27 protein-coding genes and 2 tRNA genes are annotated in these 19,281 nt (G+C 56.8%); 23 read left to right on the top strand and 6 right to left on the bottom strand.

The window, feature by feature from the left end:
• The first annotated feature begins 9 nt into the window (after positions 1–9).
• Together CIP100161_RS09145 and CIP100161_RS09150 are read left to right on the top strand one after the other, a co-directional pair.
• Positions 10–82: transfer RNA gene (locus CIP100161_RS09145), tRNA-His, on the top strand.
• Positions 83–137: 55 nt separating this feature from the next.
• Positions 138–968 carry a dihydrodipicolinate synthase family protein gene (locus CIP100161_RS09150; RefSeq protein ID WP_155873792.1) on the top strand — a complete coding sequence of 277 codons (831 nt, stop codon included), beginning with the start codon at positions 138–140 and terminating at the stop codon, positions 966–968.
• Here the strand turns inward: CIP100161_RS09150 and CIP100161_RS09155 are convergent, their stop codons facing one another.
• The gene (locus CIP100161_RS09155) at positions 969–2,222 is read right to left on the bottom strand and encodes a L,D-transpeptidase (RefSeq protein WP_155873794.1); all 1,254 of its coding nucleotides are present in this window, start codon (positions 2,220–2,222) and stop codon (positions 969–971) included. It lies immediately after the preceding gene.
• Positions 2,223–2,426: 204 nt separating this feature from the next.
• Here CIP100161_RS09155 and CIP100161_RS09160 point away from each other — a divergent pair.
• Positions 2,427–2,499, top strand: a tRNA-Lys gene (locus CIP100161_RS09160).
• Here the strand turns inward: CIP100161_RS09160 and CIP100161_RS09165 are convergent.
• Entirely contained in the window at positions 2,465–2,770 is a 306-nt protein-coding gene (locus tag CIP100161_RS09165) for a helix-turn-helix domain-containing protein (RefSeq protein WP_080561864.1), read from the bottom strand. The two genes, CIP100161_RS09160 and CIP100161_RS09165, sit on opposite strands and share 35 nt — an antisense overlap.
• A 111-nt stretch (positions 2,771–2,881) precedes the next feature.
• Here CIP100161_RS09165 and CIP100161_RS09170 point away from each other — a divergent pair, with 111 nt between their 5' ends.
• The 19 genes from CIP100161_RS09170 to CIP100161_RS09255 all read left to right on the top strand — a co-directional run bounded on the left by CIP100161_RS09170 (position 2,882) and on the right by CIP100161_RS09255 (position 15,854).
• Positions 2,882–3,076, top strand: coding sequence for a MerR family transcriptional regulator (locus CIP100161_RS09170; protein ID WP_155873795.1), 195 nt, complete (start codon positions 2,882–2,884; stop codon positions 3,074–3,076).
• The gene (locus CIP100161_RS12385) at positions 3,073–3,195 is read left to right on the top strand and encodes a hypothetical protein (protein WP_269472948.1); all 123 of its coding nucleotides are present in this window, start codon (positions 3,073–3,075) and stop codon (positions 3,193–3,195) included. The genes CIP100161_RS09170 and CIP100161_RS12385 overlap by 4 nt, the downstream gene beginning before the upstream one ends.
• A 526-nt stretch (positions 3,196–3,721) precedes the next feature.
• Complete coding sequence (locus CIP100161_RS09175) at positions 3,722–4,111, top strand: hypothetical protein (RefSeq protein WP_155873797.1); 390 nt, start codon at positions 3,722–3,724, stop codon at positions 4,109–4,111.
• Entirely contained in the window at positions 4,108–4,380 is a 273-nt protein-coding gene (locus CIP100161_RS09180; RefSeq protein WP_155873799.1) for an HNH endonuclease, read from the top strand. Before CIP100161_RS09175 ends, CIP100161_RS09180 begins: the two co-directional genes overlap by 4 nt.
• 124 nt (positions 4,381–4,504) lie before the next feature.
• On the top strand, positions 4,505–4,942 hold the full coding sequence (locus tag CIP100161_RS09185; RefSeq protein WP_155873801.1) for a hypothetical protein: 438 nt from the start codon (positions 4,505–4,507) through the stop codon (positions 4,940–4,942).
• Between the two features lie 40 nt (positions 4,943–4,982).
• A complete protein-coding gene (locus CIP100161_RS09190; protein WP_155873803.1) occupies positions 4,983–6,290 on the top strand; it encodes a terminase in 1,308 nt (435 codons plus the stop codon).
• Entirely contained in the window at positions 6,290–6,481 is a 192-nt protein-coding gene (locus tag CIP100161_RS09195; protein WP_014316998.1) for a hypothetical protein, read from the top strand. Before CIP100161_RS09190 ends, CIP100161_RS09195 begins: the two co-directional genes overlap by 1 nt.
• A gap of 28 nt (positions 6,482–6,509) precedes the next feature.
• Positions 6,510–7,553, top strand: a complete 1,044-nt coding sequence (locus tag CIP100161_RS09200) for a phage portal protein (RefSeq protein ID WP_155873805.1) — start codon at positions 6,510–6,512, stop codon at positions 7,551–7,553.
• Positions 7,550–8,218: a glycoside hydrolase family 25 protein gene (locus CIP100161_RS09205; RefSeq protein ID WP_155873807.1), complete on the top strand. Its 669-nt coding sequence runs from the start codon at positions 7,550–7,552 to the stop codon at positions 8,216–8,218. The genes CIP100161_RS09200 and CIP100161_RS09205 overlap by 4 nt, the downstream gene beginning before the upstream one ends.
• Positions 8,219–8,338: 120 nt before the next feature.
• Positions 8,339–8,608 carry a hypothetical protein gene (locus CIP100161_RS09210; RefSeq protein ID WP_155873809.1) on the top strand — a complete coding sequence of 90 codons (270 nt, stop codon included), beginning with the start codon at positions 8,339–8,341 and terminating at the stop codon, positions 8,606–8,608.
• A complete protein-coding gene (locus tag CIP100161_RS09215) occupies positions 8,598–10,079 on the top strand; it encodes an HK97 family phage prohead protease (protein ID WP_155873811.1) in 1,482 nt (493 codons plus the stop codon). Before CIP100161_RS09210 ends, CIP100161_RS09215 begins: the two co-directional genes overlap by 11 nt.
• 3 nt (positions 10,080–10,082) lie before the next feature.
• The gene (locus CIP100161_RS09220) at positions 10,083–10,394 is read left to right on the top strand and encodes a hypothetical protein (protein WP_155873813.1); all 312 of its coding nucleotides are present in this window, start codon (positions 10,083–10,085) and stop codon (positions 10,392–10,394) included.
• Between the two features lie 4 nt (positions 10,395–10,398).
• Positions 10,399–10,749: a hypothetical protein gene (locus tag CIP100161_RS09225; RefSeq protein WP_155873815.1), complete on the top strand. Its 351-nt coding sequence runs from the start codon at positions 10,399–10,401 to the stop codon at positions 10,747–10,749.
• Positions 10,750–10,752: 3 nt separating this feature from the next.
• Positions 10,753–11,199 (top strand): hypothetical protein, encoded by a 447-nt coding sequence (locus CIP100161_RS09230; protein ID WP_155873817.1) that lies wholly within the window; start codon positions 10,753–10,755, stop codon positions 11,197–11,199.
• Entirely contained in the window at positions 11,199–11,597 is a 399-nt protein-coding gene (locus CIP100161_RS09235) for an HK97 gp10 family phage protein (RefSeq protein WP_155873819.1), read from the top strand. The genes CIP100161_RS09230 and CIP100161_RS09235 overlap by 1 nt, the downstream gene beginning before the upstream one ends.
• A complete protein-coding gene (locus CIP100161_RS09240) occupies positions 11,594–11,869 on the top strand; it encodes a hypothetical protein (RefSeq protein ID WP_155873821.1) in 276 nt (91 codons plus the stop codon). Before CIP100161_RS09235 ends, CIP100161_RS09240 begins: the two co-directional genes overlap by 4 nt.
• Before the next feature lie 108 nt (positions 11,870–11,977).
• Complete coding sequence (locus tag CIP100161_RS09245; RefSeq protein ID WP_155873823.1) at positions 11,978–13,954, top strand: phage tail protein; 1,977 nt, start codon at positions 11,978–11,980, stop codon at positions 13,952–13,954.
• Complete coding sequence (locus CIP100161_RS09250; protein ID WP_155873825.1) at positions 13,951–15,273, top strand: hypothetical protein; 1,323 nt, start codon at positions 13,951–13,953, stop codon at positions 15,271–15,273. Before CIP100161_RS09245 ends, CIP100161_RS09250 begins: the two co-directional genes overlap by 4 nt.
• A gap of 2 nt (positions 15,274–15,275) precedes the next feature.
• Positions 15,276–15,854, top strand: coding sequence for a hypothetical protein (locus CIP100161_RS09255; RefSeq protein WP_155873827.1), 579 nt, complete (start codon positions 15,276–15,278; stop codon positions 15,852–15,854).
• Here CIP100161_RS09255 and CIP100161_RS09260 read toward each other — a convergent pair.
• The gene (locus tag CIP100161_RS09260; protein ID WP_155873828.1) at positions 15,851–16,669 is read right to left on the bottom strand and encodes a tyrosine-type recombinase/integrase; all 819 of its coding nucleotides are present in this window, start codon (positions 16,667–16,669) and stop codon (positions 15,851–15,853) included. The two genes, CIP100161_RS09255 and CIP100161_RS09260, sit on opposite strands and share 4 nt — an antisense overlap.
• A gap of 1,089 nt (positions 16,670–17,758) precedes the next feature.
• Positions 17,759–18,028 (bottom strand): hypothetical protein, encoded by a 270-nt coding sequence (locus CIP100161_RS09265; protein ID WP_174775778.1) that lies wholly within the window; start codon positions 18,026–18,028, stop codon positions 17,759–17,761.
• Between the two features lie 122 nt (positions 18,029–18,150).
• Here CIP100161_RS09265 and CIP100161_RS09270 point away from each other — a divergent pair, with 122 nt between their 5' ends.
• The gene (locus tag CIP100161_RS09270) at positions 18,151–18,600 is read left to right on the top strand and encodes a cysteine hydrolase family protein (protein ID WP_155873830.1); all 450 of its coding nucleotides are present in this window, start codon (positions 18,151–18,153) and stop codon (positions 18,598–18,600) included.
• A 3-nt stretch (positions 18,601–18,603) separates the two neighbouring features.
• Here CIP100161_RS09270 and CIP100161_RS09275 read toward each other — a convergent pair whose 3' ends face one another.
• Entirely contained in the window at positions 18,604–18,909 is a 306-nt protein-coding gene (locus CIP100161_RS09275) for an antibiotic biosynthesis monooxygenase family protein (protein ID WP_155873832.1), read from the bottom strand.
• Between the two features lie 12 nt (positions 18,910–18,921).
• A complete protein-coding gene (locus CIP100161_RS09280) occupies positions 18,922–19,197 on the bottom strand; it encodes a DUF3618 domain-containing protein (protein WP_003852591.1) in 276 nt (91 codons plus the stop codon).
• Positions 19,198–19,281: the final 84 nt, after the last annotated feature.

Raw genomic sequence — 19,281 nt, forward strand, 5'->3', positions numbered from 1 at the left:
CAGCAAATGGTGGCTGTAGTTCAGCTGGTAGAGCACCAGGTTGTGATCCTGGGTGTCGCGGGTTCGAGCCCCGTCAGCCACCCCGACTGAAAACCCTCGAACCTTTATGATTCGGGGGTTTTCGCTATACTGCCCCAATGATCAATGCCAAGGTTCATGTTGCCGTTCCGACCGCGTTTTATGCGGATGAGTCGTTGAATATTGCTGCCACGTTGGCGCATGCGCAGTATTTGTTGGATCACCAGATTGAATCGGTGATGTTGTGCGGTTCAACAGGCGAGCAACATAGCCTTGATCTTGATGAGAAGATTGCGCTTGCTCGCGCTGTGGATCGCGCGAAGTGGCCACAGGGGGCGGAGATCATTTTCGGCGTTTCGGCGATCCGGCAGAGCCATGCGGTGCGTTTGGCGCAGGAGGTGGCGCAGTGTGAGCGTATCGACGCCATCTTGGTGGGGTTCCCGCCGTATATTCGTCCGACCCAAGACCAGGCGCGTCGGTTTGTCACTGCGATTACTCAGGCGGCTGGCAAGCCTGCGATTATTTACAACAATCCGGCTCGTACGGGTTTTGATGCCAGCGCTAGCACGTTGGCACAGTTGTGCATGCTGCCGGATGTGATCGGCGTGAAGGATCCTGGTGGTGCGCCGAAGTTAGCGGAGGTTTCTCGCGAGATTGCACCGTTTCGGGCGCGGTATTACGCCGGTGGCGAGTTGGATCTGCATGCGAAGGTTGCGCATGGCTATACGTATTTATCGTCTGTGGTGGGCAATATTGCACCGGAGGAGACGGTGGCATGGTTTAACGCGCTGCGCCAGGGTGAAGAGTATGAGGGCAGTGCGAAGCTGCGGGAGCTTATCGACCAGCTTTTTGCCCACCACCCTATCCAGTTTTTGAAGGAAAAGATTTCGGCCCAAGAGGGTATCAACATGGGGTCATGCCGTCTTCCTCTCGGGCCGATTGTGGATTAGTTAGCCGTTGGCGTTTCCGGCTTTCCAGGTGTCCCAGTCAATGTTCCAGTCACCGAGGCCGTCGTAGCCGTTCAGGGTGCCGCCGATGGTGTTTTGCACACGGACGATATCGCCACGTTTGACGTAGTTTTGGAACCACGCGGCGTTGTCGGTGCTCACGTTGATACAGCCGTGGGAGGTGTTGCTGTTTCCTTGTGCCCACACGGACCATGGTGCTGCGTGGACGTAGATGCCGGAGTAGGACATCTGGGTGGCAAATTTTACCTCTGTGCGGTAGCCGCCGTCGTTGTGGGCTAGGCCGTAGGATTCGGAGTCCATAATCAGCGAGGGGTTTTTGTCGCCGATGGTGTAGATGCCGTTGGGGGTTGGCCATTTGTTGGCACCCATAGAGACGGGCATGGAGTTGACCTGTTCGCCGTTTTTGTAGATCACCATGGTCTTGGTAGCGTCGTCGGCCACGGCCTCGACACGGTCGCCGATGGCAAAGGTGGCGCTGTTGTCGTTGTCGCCGTAGATTCCGTTGCCGAGGTCTTTTCCGTAGAGATCGGCTTTGACGGTGACTTGGGTGCCCGGTTTCCAGAAGTGTTCGGGGCGCCAGCGAACCTCGTAGGGGCTGATCCAGAAGAATGCGCCTTCTACGGCTGGCTCGGTGGTGATTTTAACTGCATCTTCGACCGCCTTGCGATCATTAATCGCGTAGTCGAAGCGCAGCGCGATGACCTGTGCCACGCCCACGGTAGCGCCGTCGAGAGGCGCAAGCGATGCGAACGCTTGGCCGTCGGGCACCACGGTAGTGAACTCGGTGGTGGTTTTCTCCCCGTTGCGGTCGGTGGCTTCTACGGTGTAGCTGCGCGAGTAGCCAAGCGGCTCGGTGGTGCGCCAGGAGCGGGCGTCGGTAGCCATCTCCCCTTCTACGATTTTGCCGTTCTCGTTGGTCATAGTGACATCGGATAGTCCCTCGCCGAGAGACTTCACCACCACGGGGTCCGCGGGGTTTACCTTGGACGCACCATCCGACACACTGACGACGGGTGCAGGTTTCTTTTCTACAGTCGTCGAGGCCGCCTGTTCTTTTTCTGGGCTTGCCGAATCAATCGTGCATCCCGTTACCCCGAGCGCTAGGCCCGCCACTAGGGCGACCATCCGCACATAACAGCGCTTGCTCACCACTGTCCCTCTTCTCTTATTACTAAGCCGTTTGACCGCGCATATCCCGCGAAGACAACAGGTTTCCATCCTATGCTCTACAGCCATTGCCACCTAGGTCACCTGATGCTTTGTTGCTACATCGTTATCGAACAAGCCCACCCCGAGCGTTACTACCCAGCCCTTTACACAAACAACTACAACTAAACACCCAAAAATATGACTCTGAGCAGGCGATTTTACATATTTCTTGTACCGCGTTATATTTATCTCCGTTGCCAACGCAGCCCAGAGAGACTGCAAAGCAAAGAAGCGCCATTAGCTCAATTGGCAGAGCAACTGACTCTTAATCAGTGGGTTCGGGGTTCAAGTCCCTGATGGCGCACAGTTTCACCCCCGTTGGGATTATCCCCAACGGGGGTTTTTCCTGTTTCTAGCCAAGTGCGATCAACGCCAGTGGCAAAGGCAATCAATGTAAGCGATGAACGCCGGGGGGTTGCGTCGCCGCGCTCGATGTTCGCAATGGCCGTCCTAGATAGGCCAGTCTTTTCCGCAAGTTCCGACTGCTGTAGTTGGGAATATTCACGTGCCAACTTAACGCGGTGCTTTAGCTCAAACCGGGGCACAAACCCAGCTCCATCAATTGCAATAGTCATATGTCCATTTCTAGTCCTGACATGGCCTAATGGTCAAGTGTCTAGCGATAAACTTAACTCACGTTCACTACAGAACTTGACACAAGATAACCTGTGATCCATTATGAACACATGTCAAGTTCACTAGATGTCCCTGACCTTGTGGGGACGGTAGACGCCGCACGGATACTGGGTGTGTCTCGTGGATCCGTTATCAACTTCGTCAAAAAGGGCCTACTCACCCCACAGGCCCGCCTCGGAAAACGCGGAACGTTCGCATTCCAGGTTCAAGACGTTCACGACCTCCGAGAGGATCGCAGGAAATGATGCTTGATTCACTAATAAGCAGCGGCCTCCCCGATCTCTTCCTAATCCTCGCCGTTCCATCGGTCGTTGTAGGTGCTCTAGCACTGACAGATAGTGACGCACGCAATGCCATGGATTAACGGCGAATGGCGACCATACCGCCGCAATAGTGCAGGGATCCGCTGCGATAGCTGCGGTCTTACATTCCGAGCCGGTGGGATACCACCAAAAAACAGCAACGGTGAACGCATATGTTCCGACTGCTACGCCAAGCGCCCAGCCCCAATAAAAATTGGGCTCTTCGCCCAATAACCACCAATCACGTCACGTGCCGCGACGCTAAAGCGGTAGGCCGGTTAGCCGCCGGTGCCGTCCTGGGTTAGAGCCAGATCACTTCCCCGATGATGGGGAACGTAGCGCGGTAAAGGCAGACTCGGGCGCGCCAAGGGTAGCCCCTTGAGGTATGCGTTCCCTGCGTCCCAGTCCTGACTCAAGCGATTAATACCCGCAGAGTGCGTAAGAACGAACGACCAACCGACCGACGGAATGTAACCGTCGGTGCTTCTTATTGTCCAAACAATAAGGGGCACCTCTCTCACTCCCGCCCTCCCTCTGGAATGGGGCGGGGTGGTTGAGGTGCCTTCAACCGATAGGAGACATGAATAAATGAAAGCAAACTCAACCACCCCCGCACCCGCACATACTTGGATCACCGATGCAGCATGCATCGAAGATGATCCACGAGACTACGACGTAGACGCTCCGTTCCTGCGAGCACTCAGTGAGAAGCAGCTCGATTCCACCTACGCATGGCAGCGCATCACCAACCTGAAGTGCACCGCATGCCCCGTCGCTCACCTATGCGCCGTTGATGCACTCCACCACAAAGACATTGAGGTATTCCGCGGCGGCCTGCCCATGTTCTCACGCCATAGCCGAGGTCCCTCACTACGCCGCATCATCGAACCCTTACTCCATCGCGTCGCCGCCGGTGAATCGGTAGAAGAGCTACAGACAATCGCCTTTGGCGCGCTACTCCGCTACGTGAGCAAATGAGTTGGGGCGGTCGGCATGCACAGCGCCTCACTGCGCTAGTGCTCGCAACTTACGGCGACCGCTGTCACCTATGTGGCGAGCTCGGTGCAAACACAGCAGACCACCTCATACCACGCGCCGCCGGTGGCGACGACAGCCTGGCGAACATGCGTCCTGCTCACCGCTCGTGCAACTGCTCCCGACAAGACATGCCGCTCGCCGAGTGGCGAGCCCGCCGGATCGACGCGACCCGCGCCTCGCGTGCTCAACCCTCCCGCCCGTGGCTGTGACCCCCACGGTGTTTTAGAGGGTGGGCCGCCGCGGGAAGTCCCGCGCCCAACTTTCTTTTTCTCCGGACTCTCATAACTAGGGGGTCGGTACATTACAAAACCCCAGCTAGGAATGCAAAAAACAATGCCAAGACCAGACCCAAAACGACCACGCGAGGGACAAATCGGACTCTTTGAATCGGAAGCAGTTCAAGAACCAGGCAAAGTGCTCCGTGGTCGACATTCCGACGCTATGGATCGCTCCATCGCCGCCGCCAAGGCCGCCGATCTTGTCGATGACATCGATGACGGCATTCTTACCGTCCTGCGATCCGGTGCGTGGGCACTCGACGCGCTCGAATCGCAGAACAAGCCTTATGGACCCGCTAAATTGATCGATCCCCTGATCAACGCGTTGCGTGAAGCGCGCCTTACCCCTGATTCCCGCGCCGTAGCAACCGACGACGCTATTAACCAGCTCATGACGGAATTAACCAGCGATGATGAACCTACAGACCCCACCACCTCGGTACCACACACCACTTACACCAGGCGCGAAAAGCAGAGGCTACGCGGTAGCTAAGGTTGCAAAGCATCTCGGGAAACCGCTTCTTCCATGGCAATTGAAGCTGAACATCGGTGCCGGTGAACTCGACGATAACGGTAAATTCCGTTATCACACCGTTCTCGCTTCGGTGCCCCGCCAAAGTGGAAAAACAGCCGGTTTCATGTGCACCGCGATCGAGCGCACACTGACCAATCGGGAAGCCCGTGTGTGGTACACCGCCCAATCCGGTGCCGCCGCTCGCGAGCGGTGGATCAAAGAGGCTGCACAGCCCGTTGACGCTAAGCTACATGGGCTCTTCCGGATCAAATATGGGGCCGGTGACACTCGTATGCGTATCCCCGCGACCGATGCCGAGTTTAGGCCGATGCCGCCCACCGCACAGTACCTCCACGGTGAGCAAGCCAACTTCGTAGGCATTGACGAACCGTGGGCACACTCCGAGGCTGAGGGCGCGGCCCTTTTGCAGTCCGTAATCCCTACGATGGCCACTCGTGAAGATAAGGGGCGTGGTACTCAACTGTGGTACTTCTCTACCAAAGGAACCGCCGCCTCGACGTGGTGGCACAACATGTTGGATGACGCGATCAACAACCCCAAATCCGGCGTGTTTGTCGCCGACTATGGCATCGCACCTGATGTTGACCCGACCGACATTGAGGCAGTGATCGCCGCACATCCAGGAGTCCACGGCGGGCTCATTGCCCCACAAGCAGTCTACAAAGCCGCCGACCAGCTCTCCCCCGCCGAGTTCGCACGCGGCTATGGAAACGTCGCAACCACCACACACTCACCGCTGTTTGATATGCACCGCATTGACGCGATCGAGACTGACGACCCCCTCGACGCTGGCCCCGTCCACATCGGTGTCGCTGTCGCATGGGATCGCTCACTATCTGCGATCGTCGCCGCCGGTCGCATAGCAGGAACCCCCGCCATCGAGGTGATCGCCGCCCGCCCTGGCGAGTCATGGCTCACCGCTGCGATCGACAAGATCGCCGCCCGCGACGATATTGCCTCCATCTCGATCGACTCCCACGGCCCCGCATCCTCGATAGCCGAGCATCTGATCGCCGCCCGCGACGACATCACCGCGATTGGCCCTGATGATCTGGTCATCGGCACCGAAAAGTTCATGACCGCCGTTGAATCGGATCCCCCCGCCCTTGCTCTTCGCCGTGACACCGGCCTACGCGACGAATTGCCCGCCCTGAAACTGCGTTATCTCGGTGATCGAGGCCGATTGATTAGCCGCCGACAGTCCCAAGGTCCTATCCCCCGCATCGAGGCTGCTGTTCTTGCTCTTCGCCGCCTCGAAGCCGTCCAAGAAGTCAAAATGCCCGCCCCCGTGATCTGGAGTCTTTAATGAAGCTCGAATTTTCCGAATGGTCTGGAGTTGTTGTCGTATGCCCTGATTGTGGGCATTGGCGTGGGCACTTCCCGACACGTGGTAGCGCATGGATCGCGCTTGCCCGCCACTACAAGGATGCACACGGCGATTATCACGCCGCCGAAAAGGCCCGCCTAGCTGCGCTAAAGGTACGTGATTCGAGCTAAGTAACGCGCTAGCCCCACCATAGTCGCCATGGGAGTACTACAGAACTTGCGGGATGCACTCGCACTACCATCGCTGGCTGCTGCTCACACTGCCAGCGTTGAAAGCCCGTGGGCTACGCGAGGGAACCTGCTGCCTGTTAGTACTCCCGACTTTCTCGAGCAATCTCACACAATCTCGCGTGCCGGCGCTATGTCCCTACCGCCGGTAGCGCGTGCCCGCCGCATCATCGTTTCATCGATCGCCCGCTGTGACCTCGCTGCCTACCGTGGCGACGAACAGATCGATACGCCCGATTGGCTCACCAGCACCGATGGTGTCATGTCTCCGTATCACCGCATGGTGTGGACAATTGACGATCTCTTCTTCCACGGCTGGTCACTATGGGCCATCGAGCGTGACCGATCTGGTGAGATCCTCGCCGCCGATCGTGTCCCGTTTGATGATTGGTCGATCGATCCCGAGAACCGCGTGACGTGGAACGGCACCCTCGTGGGGGAAGATCAAGTAATCCTCATACCAGGTGTTGATGATGGGATACTTCGACACTCGCAAGCGCTCATTGATGCCCGCGAGCTGTACGCAGCGGCCTCCCGTGCTAGCCGATCCCCGGTCGCTCATACCGAGCTCCACCAAACCGGCGGTGACATTCTCTCCCAAGAGGGAATCTACGATCTGCTATCTGCGTGGGCTCGTGCCCGCCGAGCACCCGACGGTGCCGTGTCCTTCACCCCGCCGAACATCGAGGTGAAAACCCATGGTAGTGCCGACTCCCACCTACTCGTAGGTGGACGCAACGCGGCGGCTGTAGACATCGCCCGTGTGTGTGGAATCCCCGCTGTGCTACTCGATGCATCCACCGATGCTGACAAGTCGATCAAGTATTCGAATGTCGACACCCGCAATATCGAGCTAATCGACTACTGCCTAAACAGCTTCATGGCACCGATCGCCGCACGACTGGGAATGGATGATGTGGTCGCCCCTGGCATTCGACTCGAGTTTGATACTGAACGTCTTACATCACTCACCGACGTGAGTGTGCCTGATGACGAGAATAGGAACCAACAATGACCATCTATGGTGTTGACGTATCTGTCCATCAAAACGGGCTAAGCCTCGTGCAGGCAAAGAAAGAGGGCTACGACTTTTGCATCCTGCGAATGTGTGACGGAACATTCCGTGACGTGGCATTCCGCTCACACCTCGTCGATGCCGAGGCCGCCGGAATGTTAATTTCGGTGTACTGGTATCTGCGGGCACCATCCGAGGGCACCACCATCGCCCAACAAGTCGATATGATCGACTCCCAGCTCCAAGGGCGAAAAGACTTGGCTGTCTGGATCGATGTCGAATCGGTGACCAAAGCAGGAATCAAGACGCTAACCGGCGCTGATGTGTGGGCCGCAAAGAAAGAGCTCGAACGTCGTGGCTACACCGTCGCCGGTGTATATAGCGGCGCGTGGTATTGGGAAAACATGCCAGGCGGTGAACCATCAATGCAGGGCCTCGGCTACCTATGGGTTTCCAGCTATGGCCGCAACCTCAACGACTACGGATCGGTGGCCTACGAAGCCGACGGCGGCGCAAATCATCGTGGATGGAAGTACCCACTCGGTGACAAGCTCCCCGATATCCTCCAATTCGGATCAAATGGCAAAGTTGCTGGTTTCCGTGAAGTCGATGTAAACGCATTCGAGGGAACCCTCGACGAACTGCGCACCATCTTCGCTGCATAGGAGGAATCGTGACTATGGCACTGATCTACCTCGCCGGAATCATCTCCGGTGTAATCCTTATAACTATCGCGGCGGCCGTCTGGATCGCCAGGGCCGCGACCACTATCGCTGAAAGGAATCATGGGGAAGCACTCGAATCCCATAGCGGGGCCGTCGCAAGTCGAGTTCCCGTGGCGCGCCACCGTGCGGGCGACACTCACCGCCCTTATTGGGATCTTGCCACTGCTCCCTGAGATTGCCCGCGCCGCCGACATCGAAACAGTGCCAGCAGTCGTGTCATTTCTTACGATCGCGGCGGCCGTCCAACGAATCATCACCCTACCGAGTGTCGATAAATGGCTTACATCAATCGGCCTTGGTGCCCACCCAAAGGAAAAAAATGCCGATTAACCTCGTGAAAGCGTCCGAGACCGCTCGCACAGTCGAGGGCATCGTCGTGCCATGGGAACAAGAAGGCAAGACCTCTACCGGCTCGCTGATTTTCCCCAAAGACACCCTCGATCACCCCGCCGAGCTCGAACGCGTCAAGCTGCTGGTTGGTCACTCCCCCGCCGGTATCCCCGTAGGCCACGCGATCGCCGCTGAATCCCGCGACGAAGGCCTATGGATGAAGTTTCAATTGGGATCGTCCGACGATGCCACCGATGCACTCGTGAAAGCCTCCGAGCATGTGGTCGATGCTTTCTCCATCGAGGCCGTGGGCCTCAAGCGACAAGGCTACCGCGCTACCTCGGCACTGCTAAAGGCAGTCGCGTTAGTCCCGTTCCCCGCTTTTGCCGAGGCACGAGTGACCGAGACTCACGCCGAGGATCACGACGAAACAGTCTCCGATAACACCACGATCGAAGAAGCCGCCGACGAAGAAAACGATGGCACCGACCAAGACCAGGAAGCCGAAGCCGACATGAAACCGAAGAAGAACCCCCTGCGCCCTGCGATCACCCCAGCAGGCATCCAAACCACTTCGAAAGAGGTACACGCATCACTCGACGATGCCCTCGGTGTACTCGTCGCCGCTCACAACGGTGAAATGTCGATGGATGAAGTTCACGCCGAGCTAAAGGATATCGTGGGCTCGTCCACACTGGTCAACAACCCTCCCCAGTGGCTAGGGGAGGTTTGGGCCGGTGTCGCCTACCAGCGACGGATCGTACCCCTGGTACAAAACAAGCCACTCCGAGGCCGCAAGGCAGTCGGCTTCCAGTGGAAAACTAAGCCCACCGTCGCTAAGTGGGCCGGTGATAAGAAGGACATTCCATCGACCGCCGCCGCATGGCAGGAGGTCACCGCCAAGGCTCAACCGTGGGCCGGTGGTAACGACCTCGACCGCCAGATGTGGGACTTTGGGGAAATCGAGACAATCAAGGCATATTGGGCCGCGATGGCTGAATCCTATGCCTACGAGACTGATAAAGAGCTCGGTGCATTCCTAACCAAGGAGTCAACCGATATTGGGGAGTCCGCCCCTGATCTGATCCGTGCGATTAGCCGTGGCGCACTGGCCGTCGATAAGACCGTGCACATCCCAGCGTCGTTTGCGATCGTCAACCCCGACGACCTGCAAACCGTGCTGGACTTCTCACAGCTCGACGTGCCGCACTACACAAACCTCACCCCAGTGAGTGATCCTGCGAAGTGGGTAACCTCCGAGTTCGTGGAAAAGGGCACCGCTATCGTTGGTGCCAAGCAAGCGGCGACCTTCTTCGAGCTCGCAGGCTCACCACTGCGTGTCGAGGCAGAACACATCGCCAAGGGTGGCAAAGACGCTGCGCTATTCGGCTACACCGCCACCCTACTCAACCGCAAAGAGGCACTAGTCAAGGTGCACTTTGAAAAGACCAAGCCCCTGCGTACGGCCTAACCCATGAAGATCATACTCGCCGATCTCGAATCGTGGCTCGACATCAGACTCACCGGAAATGAGCGTGATGTCGCCGAGTCTATTATCGAAGCCGTTAACGTCACTGTGACTAAATGGCATGGCGATCCGGATACATGGGAAAAGCGCTTTCACACAGGTGCTGTGATGCTCGCGGCGCACCTATGGCACCGTCGTGGCACGCCAGGCGGTGTAACCGCATTCGGTGATGAAGGCAGGCTGTATGTCCAAAAGCACGACCCGCAAGCGGCGATGCTGCTCGGGCTCGGGGGCTGGACTATCCCGAGGGTGGGATAGACGCATGAAAGCGGCTCACATCCCCCACGCCCTACGCTCCATCGCCGACAAGCTCACCGCCGCCGGTATCCCCGCGACCGTCGATCCCACTGCAATTAGATTACCGGGGGCATGGGTAGCGATCGATCGGATCGATCCCGAGGTGATGGGAACCACCATTGCTATCGACGTGGCCGTGTACCTGACATGTGCAGACCGTGGCACCACACGAGCACTCGACGCGCTCTCCGACATGCTCGACACAGTGCTCTCCGAGATCGACCAATCCCCCGCATCGGTATCGATCGAGGCGCTATCGCTTCCCCAGTATGGGGCCGAAATTCCCACATTCAAGCTCGTTTACCAGATTGGATAAATCATGCCAGAACCCGCTAAATCCACACCCGCACCTATCGATGACTACCTGACTCTAGGCCCTGGTACCTTCACCGTCGGCTCGGGCCTAACGAATTCGTGGGAGGACTACATCAAATCGATCACCGTGGAAGTTGATTCTTCGCAGGGCGACCCCACCGTCGTACTGTCGGGAAAGATAATCGGTGGTGAATCAACCTACCGTGGCAAGGTCAAATTTACGACGTTCCAAACCCTGAAAAAGGGCGGCCTGATCGACTATTCGTGGGAAAACGCAGGCAAGCAACAGCCGTTCGTATTCACCCCAAAGGCCGGTAAAACAGGTGCCAAAATTGAAGGTCAACTGATTATCCAGCCCATTAGCATCGGTGGCGACGCAGGCACTCGCACCACCACTGATGTCGAGTGGGAAATCGTCGGCCTACCGAAGTTCTCCCCAGACGCAGGCTAATGGCTAAGGGCAACTCGTTCTTCTCGGCACAAGCTCATGTTGAGGGTGCCGCCAGGCTACGCCGCACCCTCAAAAAAGCAGGTGGCGATCTCGACGACCTCAAAGAGGCCAACCGTCGTGCCGCTAAGGCTATCGAGCCGATCGCCGAGGGAATGGCCCCCGTTCTCACTGGTCGCCTGCAAGCATCCATCCGTGTGGGTGCCACCCGCAAGGCCGGTATTTTGCGAGCAGGCCGAAAAACCGTAGCCTACGCTGGCCCCGTTCACTGGGGCTGGCCCGCACACGGCATTAAAGCAAACCCGTTCATGTCAAACGCGGCGATCCGCAATCAACATGTGTGGGAAAAGGAATATATCGCAGCCCTAGAGGCCGCTATCAGAAAGGTTAAAGGAAAATGAAAACGATCGAAGTCACCATGACCGACGGCACCAAGCACACTGTAGCGCTCACTCTCTCCGACCAACTCGAATACGAGAAAGTTGCCCGCCGCCGTGGCTACGGTGCGGTCGCTGAAAACCCAATTACCGCCGGTGGAATCATGGCGTGGCACGCGCTCACCCGCACCGGTGTGTACGCAGGCGAGTTCGAGCAGTTCGCCGAAGAGGTCGCGAACCTCGGGGTGGAACAGGGAAAAGTGCTGCACCTCGTGGAACCATCCACCGCGCCCTAGCCGAGCTTTTCCTCCAGACCGGAAGGCTGCCTAGTGAGATCATCGCCGAGGATGATCTCATACCTGGCTTCTACGCCACATTAGTTGACATATCACAGGAGAAGAACCGTGGGTAAAACCTCAATTGTTAGCATCAAGATCGTTTCCGATGCTAACACCAGGGGCTTCAAGAAAGCCGCCGATGCCGCCGGTGATATGTCCAAGAGAATCGTGACCTCAACCGCGAAAATCGGTGCGATCACCACCGCGATTAGTGGTGGCGCCGCCGTCGCCGCCGGTGCCATCGGCCAAATCGCCGCCGGTGCCGCCGCACTCGGTGCCGTAGTAGGCCCCGCCGCCGGTGCCGTCGCCCTCGGATTCGACGGCATCAAAGAAGCAGCAGAGAAAGCTCAACCCGCCTTCGACGATCTCAAAGAGGCGATGTCTAAGGACTTCGCCGACCGCCTCGAATCCTCATTCAAAGGAATTAACGGGCTACTCGAGGGCCTTACCCCCGCCATGCGGGATGTCGCCGGATCATCCGCCGACCTGATCGGTGGCGTGCTCGATACCCTTACTGACTCATCATCCGAGATCGAGGCCCTGATACGGGCATCCGGCGACTTCTTCGACGCAATGGCACCTGGACTAAATTCGTTTGTGAGTGGGATCCTTTCCATCGGCCCCGCAATCGAGCCCGTCGCCGATCAATTCGGCACCGCCTTCGGTGGCGTACTCGATGCCATCGGCGAACGCTTCACCGCGCTAGCCGACGATGGCACCATGACCGCCCTCATTGATGGCATGTCGGTAGCCCTCGACGGCCTATCGAATCTTTTGGGACCGCTGATCGATATGGCCGCACAGCTCGGTGTGGCTCTAGGCCCTGGGCTCGGTGGAATCTTCACATCCCTAGGTGAGATCATCGCAGCGATCACCCCAGCGTTTGCCACCATGGCCGAAGTGACAGGCACCGCGCTTACCGAGGGGCTATCTACGCTTGCCCCGTGGATGGGTGTCATAGCCGACGCGATCGGTCGCCTTGTTGTGGAACTGGGGCCGATCTTGCCGATGCTCGTGGATACTCTCGCCCCCGTACTCTCCCAAATCGTCATTGTCGCCGGTAACCTGCTGGCCGCCTTGCTCCCGCTCGTACAGCCAATCGCCGAACTAGCCGCGATGATCGCCGATGCCCTCACCGACGCGATCGCCGTCGTAATGCCTCTTATTCGGGATGTCGCCGCCCTGCTCGGTGACGTGCTCGCCATGGCGATCGAAGCCGTGCGCCCCTTGTTCCCCGTGATCGTTGACGCGATCCGCACACTGGCACGCTCTTTTGATCCCCTGATCCCCGTGGTGAAAGACGTAGCCGCTAGGTTGCTGCCTATGCTCGGTGACATCATCCAAGCAATCGCCCCGCTGTTCCCTGATCTCGCCCGCGTGATCGGTAAGCTGATCGAGGCTCTTGTTCCGATCATCCCACCACTAGCCGAGGTGGCCGAGGCCCTGATACCGGCCCTGATCGAGGTTGTCAACGCGCTGGCACCGATCCTGATACATGCCGCCGACATCTTCGCCGACCTACTCGTGCAGCTCGTACCACTGATCGATCCGATCGCCGAGATCGCTAAAAAGCTATTCCCCGCGCTCGCTGATGCCGTCGGGGATGCCGCCCCACTGATCGAGGGACTGATGAACCTCGCAGGCGACCTCGGGCAGGTGTTCATGAACATTCTCTTGCCTGCGATTCAGTCCGTTATCAACTTCATTGGTTCGATGGTGGAAATGTTTGTTGACGCTATCCAGTGGGCTGGAAAGCTGATCGATAAAATATCGAAGATCGACCTACCAGGTGTTGACTTATTCGGCGGCGAAGACGAGCACACCGTTTACGGCACCTTCCACGGTGCTGATGACGGTGGACTCTCAATCGCGAATCTGCGACTGACAGCACACGCCGCCGGTAATAGCCAGCCCGTGCAAGAGATACACATTCACGTCACCGACTCCGTGATCGGCGACGAACTGACACTTGCTCGTACGATTCGCCGCGTGCTCGAATCATCCGACGGTATCTACAACCGCCGCGAGGTGCTCACAGTATGAGCGTTTCTATCACCATGGGGGGATCATTCCTATCGACTGATCCCGCCGAGCACGACACCCACACCATCGCTATCGATGGCGTTACGATCGAGTGGGGGACGGAAAAGTTTTTGGATGAATACCGCCCGATGGTAGCAAAGTTCGATGTGATTCTCCCCCGCGATCCTCGGGAAGTGTCCGCCTCGATCCGATCCGGTGACATCTTCTCCGAGGATGTGATGATATACGATGGCTCCACCATCATCTTCCGTGGGAAAATCCGTAAGATTCGCCCCTGGCTACACTCAAAGAAAAACGACGATCGTCAATGGCGTATGACGCTCACATGTACCGACGCGACGACCGATCTCACGATGTACCCCAAAGGGGACTTCGCTAAAGGGTGGCTGGAAATCCCGTTGGCATCGGCGCTATCGCAGCTAGAGGGATTCGTCAAAGACCCCACACACGTGCAATCACTGATCCCACCAAAGGGAGGACAAAGCACAAACGTGCGTGTATCGTCCCCCGACGAAAACCCGAGACAAGCGCGCACCTGGCTACAACGTCTTTACAGCTCGTATGCGGGATTCTCGTATAGCTACGACCCCACTACCGCCTCGATCCGTGTACGCCCCAACCCCGCCGCCGTCGTGGAATGGGGATTAACAAAGTACGGTGGTGGGCTCTCCCCCGCTCACATTGGCTACACCGTTCTTGACGGTGATGCAGTAGACTCCGCTAAAACAATCGACCTCGAAGCCGACGATCTCTCCGTCGATGCCATCGACTGCGTGCTCACACCCGTGCACACCGTGGGCCGTATCATCGTGGAATCCTACCGCCGTGACAAGACCGAGCCCGTGAAAGAGCAATTTACGTTCCCTGGCTGGGGTAAATCACAGATCACTGTGCACTCCGTGGCATCCAGCGCGTCGAAAGACATCGCCACACGTGTGTTTGAGACATACCGCACTGTGCAGCGCGAACCTGCTCACCCTGACATCACCTATCACCTACCTGATACCGAGAAGGATGCAGACACCCGCACGTGGTGGCTACGCACCTTCGCCGATGCGCGAATCGCCCGCGTGAAATCCTCCGAACTCGCATGGTGGCTAGCAGGTGAGGGCTCCGAGCCTGATCTCATATCCCCGATCGGTGGGACTATGCGCTATCGCGGTGGCAAAGGATGGGACATCACGTTACACGTGATCTTTGCTAGTCGTGGCACGCTCCCACCTGCGAAGATACGCGAACTAGGGGAAGTGAAGTACTACGATATGCACTCCGATGTCACACTCGCAGACCTCGGTAAGCTCACCACAAAGAAAGATTAACGATGCCGCGCTCAACTGAACACTACGGACTCCCCTACCCCCTCGAATCCGACACGATCCGCTCACTACCTGGAATTTTGCAACAGCTCTCTACTCGCATCGCCGCCGTACTCGGTGAGATCGAGGAGAAAGCGCAAAAAGCATCCTCGAACACGAACGAGGCGCGACGATCTGCTAAGGCCGCCGAAGAGGCCGCTGCCTCAGTGCCGAAGCTCCCCGACGGGATCAACGAAATGCTCAAGGCATGGGGGAATTTAGGCAAAAAGGGGGATCCAATAATTTACCCCCTCATGGAACGGATCGCCGCGCTGGAGGGGATCGCTACCCCGACCCTCAAAGATAATCAGGTACAAGTTGATTTCACTGAAGAAACACCTAAAATCGTCGCCGGTGACACGAGCATAATCAAGCTCATTAAAAAGCCCTATGTACGCCTATCTGCGGGCACCTACCGTGCGAGCGCTGATGTATTGACTAACCGGGCTGAGCTATTTCGTGCTGGCGAGACATTCCAAGGCGAGAAGTACGTAAAATTTGGAAACTACGATATGCAAGTTTTGATTTTCACAAGGCTATCCTAGCCAGCTATCTTCCACGCCGCCGCTGCTGCATCAACAAGATCGGCGGCGTTAACTGCCACATAGACCTGCGTTGTTGCTACACTCGCATGCCCTAGCAATTCCTGCACCGCACGTAGATCATAGGAATGACCGTAGGCAACAGTGGCATAGCGGTGCCGAATTTTGTGGGGTGTCCAATCACTAGGAAGCGCACGACTAATGAGCTTGCCTAGCCATCCAGCACTGATATGCCCTGACACGCTCGCCCCTGGAAAGACCCACCCGTGTGCCTGGCTAATCCGCCGCGCTAAGTGGGGCGGGCACGGGATCGTTCGCACATGCCCGCCTTTACCACAAACCCGCAAAATCCACCCTTGCCCCACTGGCTCGACATCGCAGGCCCTGACCCGTGCACATTCGTCACGACGAAGACCACATGTCGCCATGATCTCAATTGCCAAGCGCACACGCGGTGAGGCGGCACGCATAGCATCGCTAATCAGTGCATCAGGGCATGGCTTAGGTACGGCTCGCACTTGCGGGACTGGGATAATCGCCGCCGCTGGGGACTGTTCGATTAGCCCCTCTCGAGCGCACCAAGCAAAGAACACTCGCACGCTAGTTCTAGCACTCTTACGCGCCGCTGGCCCCCAGTTCCCAGACGCTAGCCACCGTTCTATATCCCCAGTAGTCACCGCCCATAGCGGCTTATCGATAAACGCCAAGCACCGTGAAATATGACTAATCCGCACATGAATCGTGCCCCTAGCACGCCCGCCCGCTAGTAAATGTTCCCGATACCCCGCAATGGTGTGAGTGTGACTAATGTTACTCATGTTGCTAAATGATTACATGTTCCAATAGACGTGCAAAATCTATGCAGCCACCCGATCGCTACCCCCGCGACATCCTTCTCCGAAATGGTGTACAGCTACATTGCGCCTGTTCTTTGACCCTAAATTCCTTAACCAGTGGGTTCGGGGTTCAAGTCCCTGATGGCGCACAGAAAACCCCAGCTAGTAAGGAACACCACTTGGACTAGCTGGGGTTCTTTTGCATGCTTACAATCCTAGACCACTGCCCCGCTTCTTTTCGACGCGCACCTCCACCATTCCACGTCAGGACTTTAAGGCCCTTCAGGCTTGCCTTAATATCGCCCCCACCCCCGTCTTAGGTACCCACGGCCAGCACTTCACACCAAATCACCCCAAACAGCCGGTTTTCACCAGATTTGGTGTGAAGTCACGGTCAAAATTACCCCACCTACCCCCGCTCCAGATAGTCGCTGGGCAGCACCTTAAATTCCACAAAGGGGTGCGTAATACCCATCTCAAGGATCGGATTGCGCTTGAAGCGCCTCCCCAGAGCACCTGCGCACCCAGTGTCGGCCTTTCGCATCCGTGAATGCAACCTCTACCCCTGGCCGCCTACACATCCCCCCAACCGCTTCCTATATTGACCACATGAGTTCTAGGCGATACCACAACGTTGTAGATAGGCACATGCGAGCCATTTTGTATCTTTGAAAAATCAGCGTTAGATAAATCACACTATTTTTAATGTGCTATCTCTAGCCACAAGGAAGAAACCTCATTAAGCGGAACATCGAATTTAGGGCGGATGTAACACTTTTCACCCATAGACTATCCCTAACCCTTAAATTAGAATCCCCCTCAGCTTAGATTAGCTAAGCCTAAATAATAACAATGTAATGAAAGGATCACGCACCACACTCTTGTATCGACCTCAGCCTAAATGGCTGACTTAACGTTCACTAGAGCAGCATATCTATTGCTGCAATTTATCTTTTCTAATAAGCGCCAACGCATGAAAGGAAAATCAATGGAAACATTTGAAATATTTGATTTCAGTGAATATGGATTCCAAGATCAAGCTTCGCCGCCTCTTACATTGGATGATCCGCTCTATCCGCGTGAGATAGATGTTGATGACTTCTTCGGCGGTCTATAAACGCTACTAATTTTTCCTTTTAGGTGCAGTAGAGGAGGCGGAAGCACCAACTTCGGATCCTCGGCACGAGCTTGTTCGGAAACCTCCGCAGCAGCCTTCACATTGATCGCACCGATCGCAATCCCCACCACAATGTCAGGCCACGGGCTCAGCCACACCAAGGTCAGCACACCGGCGCCCATGATGAGCAGGTTCCCCGCAACCGCATAAGCAACACCGCGCACACGAGATTAATCACCATGGCCAGCACGACCCCTGCAACATTAAGCCCTGCGGGCGCAACTGCGAGGAATGAAGTTCCGGTTTGCACATAGCGCCAAGTCTATGCGTTGGTAGAGTGGGTCAAATGAATGCACTTCTTATTATCGATACCCACGCCGACTCCCCTGCCACCGAAGCAACCGAAATCATCCACGCCATCGCTCAACATCTCAGCCAACACCGCAGTGACTACACCCACGTCATCACGGCACTTAGCGCCCCCATTGCCGATGAGATAGCCGGCACCACCTTTGATAACCAATTCCGCAAAGACCCCACCACCGAAGCCCTCTCCGGATTCGAGCGCACGGATACTACCGGCACCAAACTCGGTGACTGGCTACGCGCCAACACGATAGAACGCCTCGACGTGGTAGGTCTTGGCACCGAGCTAGGCATTCGCTCCACTGTTCTCGACGCACTCGCTCAAGGCTTTGACGTGCACGTCCACAAAAAGCTGTGCGCTGCCGTCTCAGACGACAACGCCCGCGCTGCCTATAACGAAATGGACATGTGCGGGGCGTTATTCGAATAACAATTAGGTGCGCGAATCAAGAACCACGTCGAACTCCAACAGCTCAGCGCCAGTTGCTACCGGCTTACTGTCGGAGTTGCCACCATGAACCCGATGGGAATCCCCATCACGCCACGCGGCATAAGATTCCTCATCAGCCCACTGGGTAACCACAAAATAGCGACTCTCGCCAGCAGTGGGGCGCAGCAGCTGAAAGCCCTCAAAACCAGGGGCAGAATCCACAGCATGCTTGCGTGCCATAAACCGCTCTTCTAGCTGCGGGCCATGGCCTTCCGGAACTGTAATCGCATTGATCTTAATAATGCTCATACAACGCCGCCTTTAGCGCTGAGCCAGCAGGCGCTGGATTTCCTTGAGGTCCTTGTTCTTCTTACGGCCGCGCATGACGCCGATAACAACCAAGCCCACCACAGCGGCACCGATACCAATAAGGATCTTTTGTACCTCTGGCTCCTGGACCTTTGCGGTTGCCTGCTTCTTGGCGTCGTCGACAAAGTTCTGTGGCTTGGAGCGGTCCGCGATCTCGTCTAGGGTGCTCGCTAGCTGACGACGAGTACGTTCGATGTCGCGCTGAATGTCGTTAATATCGCGTGCCACGGTAAAACTCCTTGAGGTTTTGTTGAATAGTCCCTCTACACTTTAACCCCAAATCATTCTTTCGTGTCGAGCCGGTATCCTCGA

This window comes from Corynebacterium rouxii, from assembly GCF_902702935.1.
GTDB classification, from domain to species: domain Bacteria; phylum Actinomycetota; class Actinomycetes; order Mycobacteriales; family Mycobacteriaceae; genus Corynebacterium; species Corynebacterium rouxii.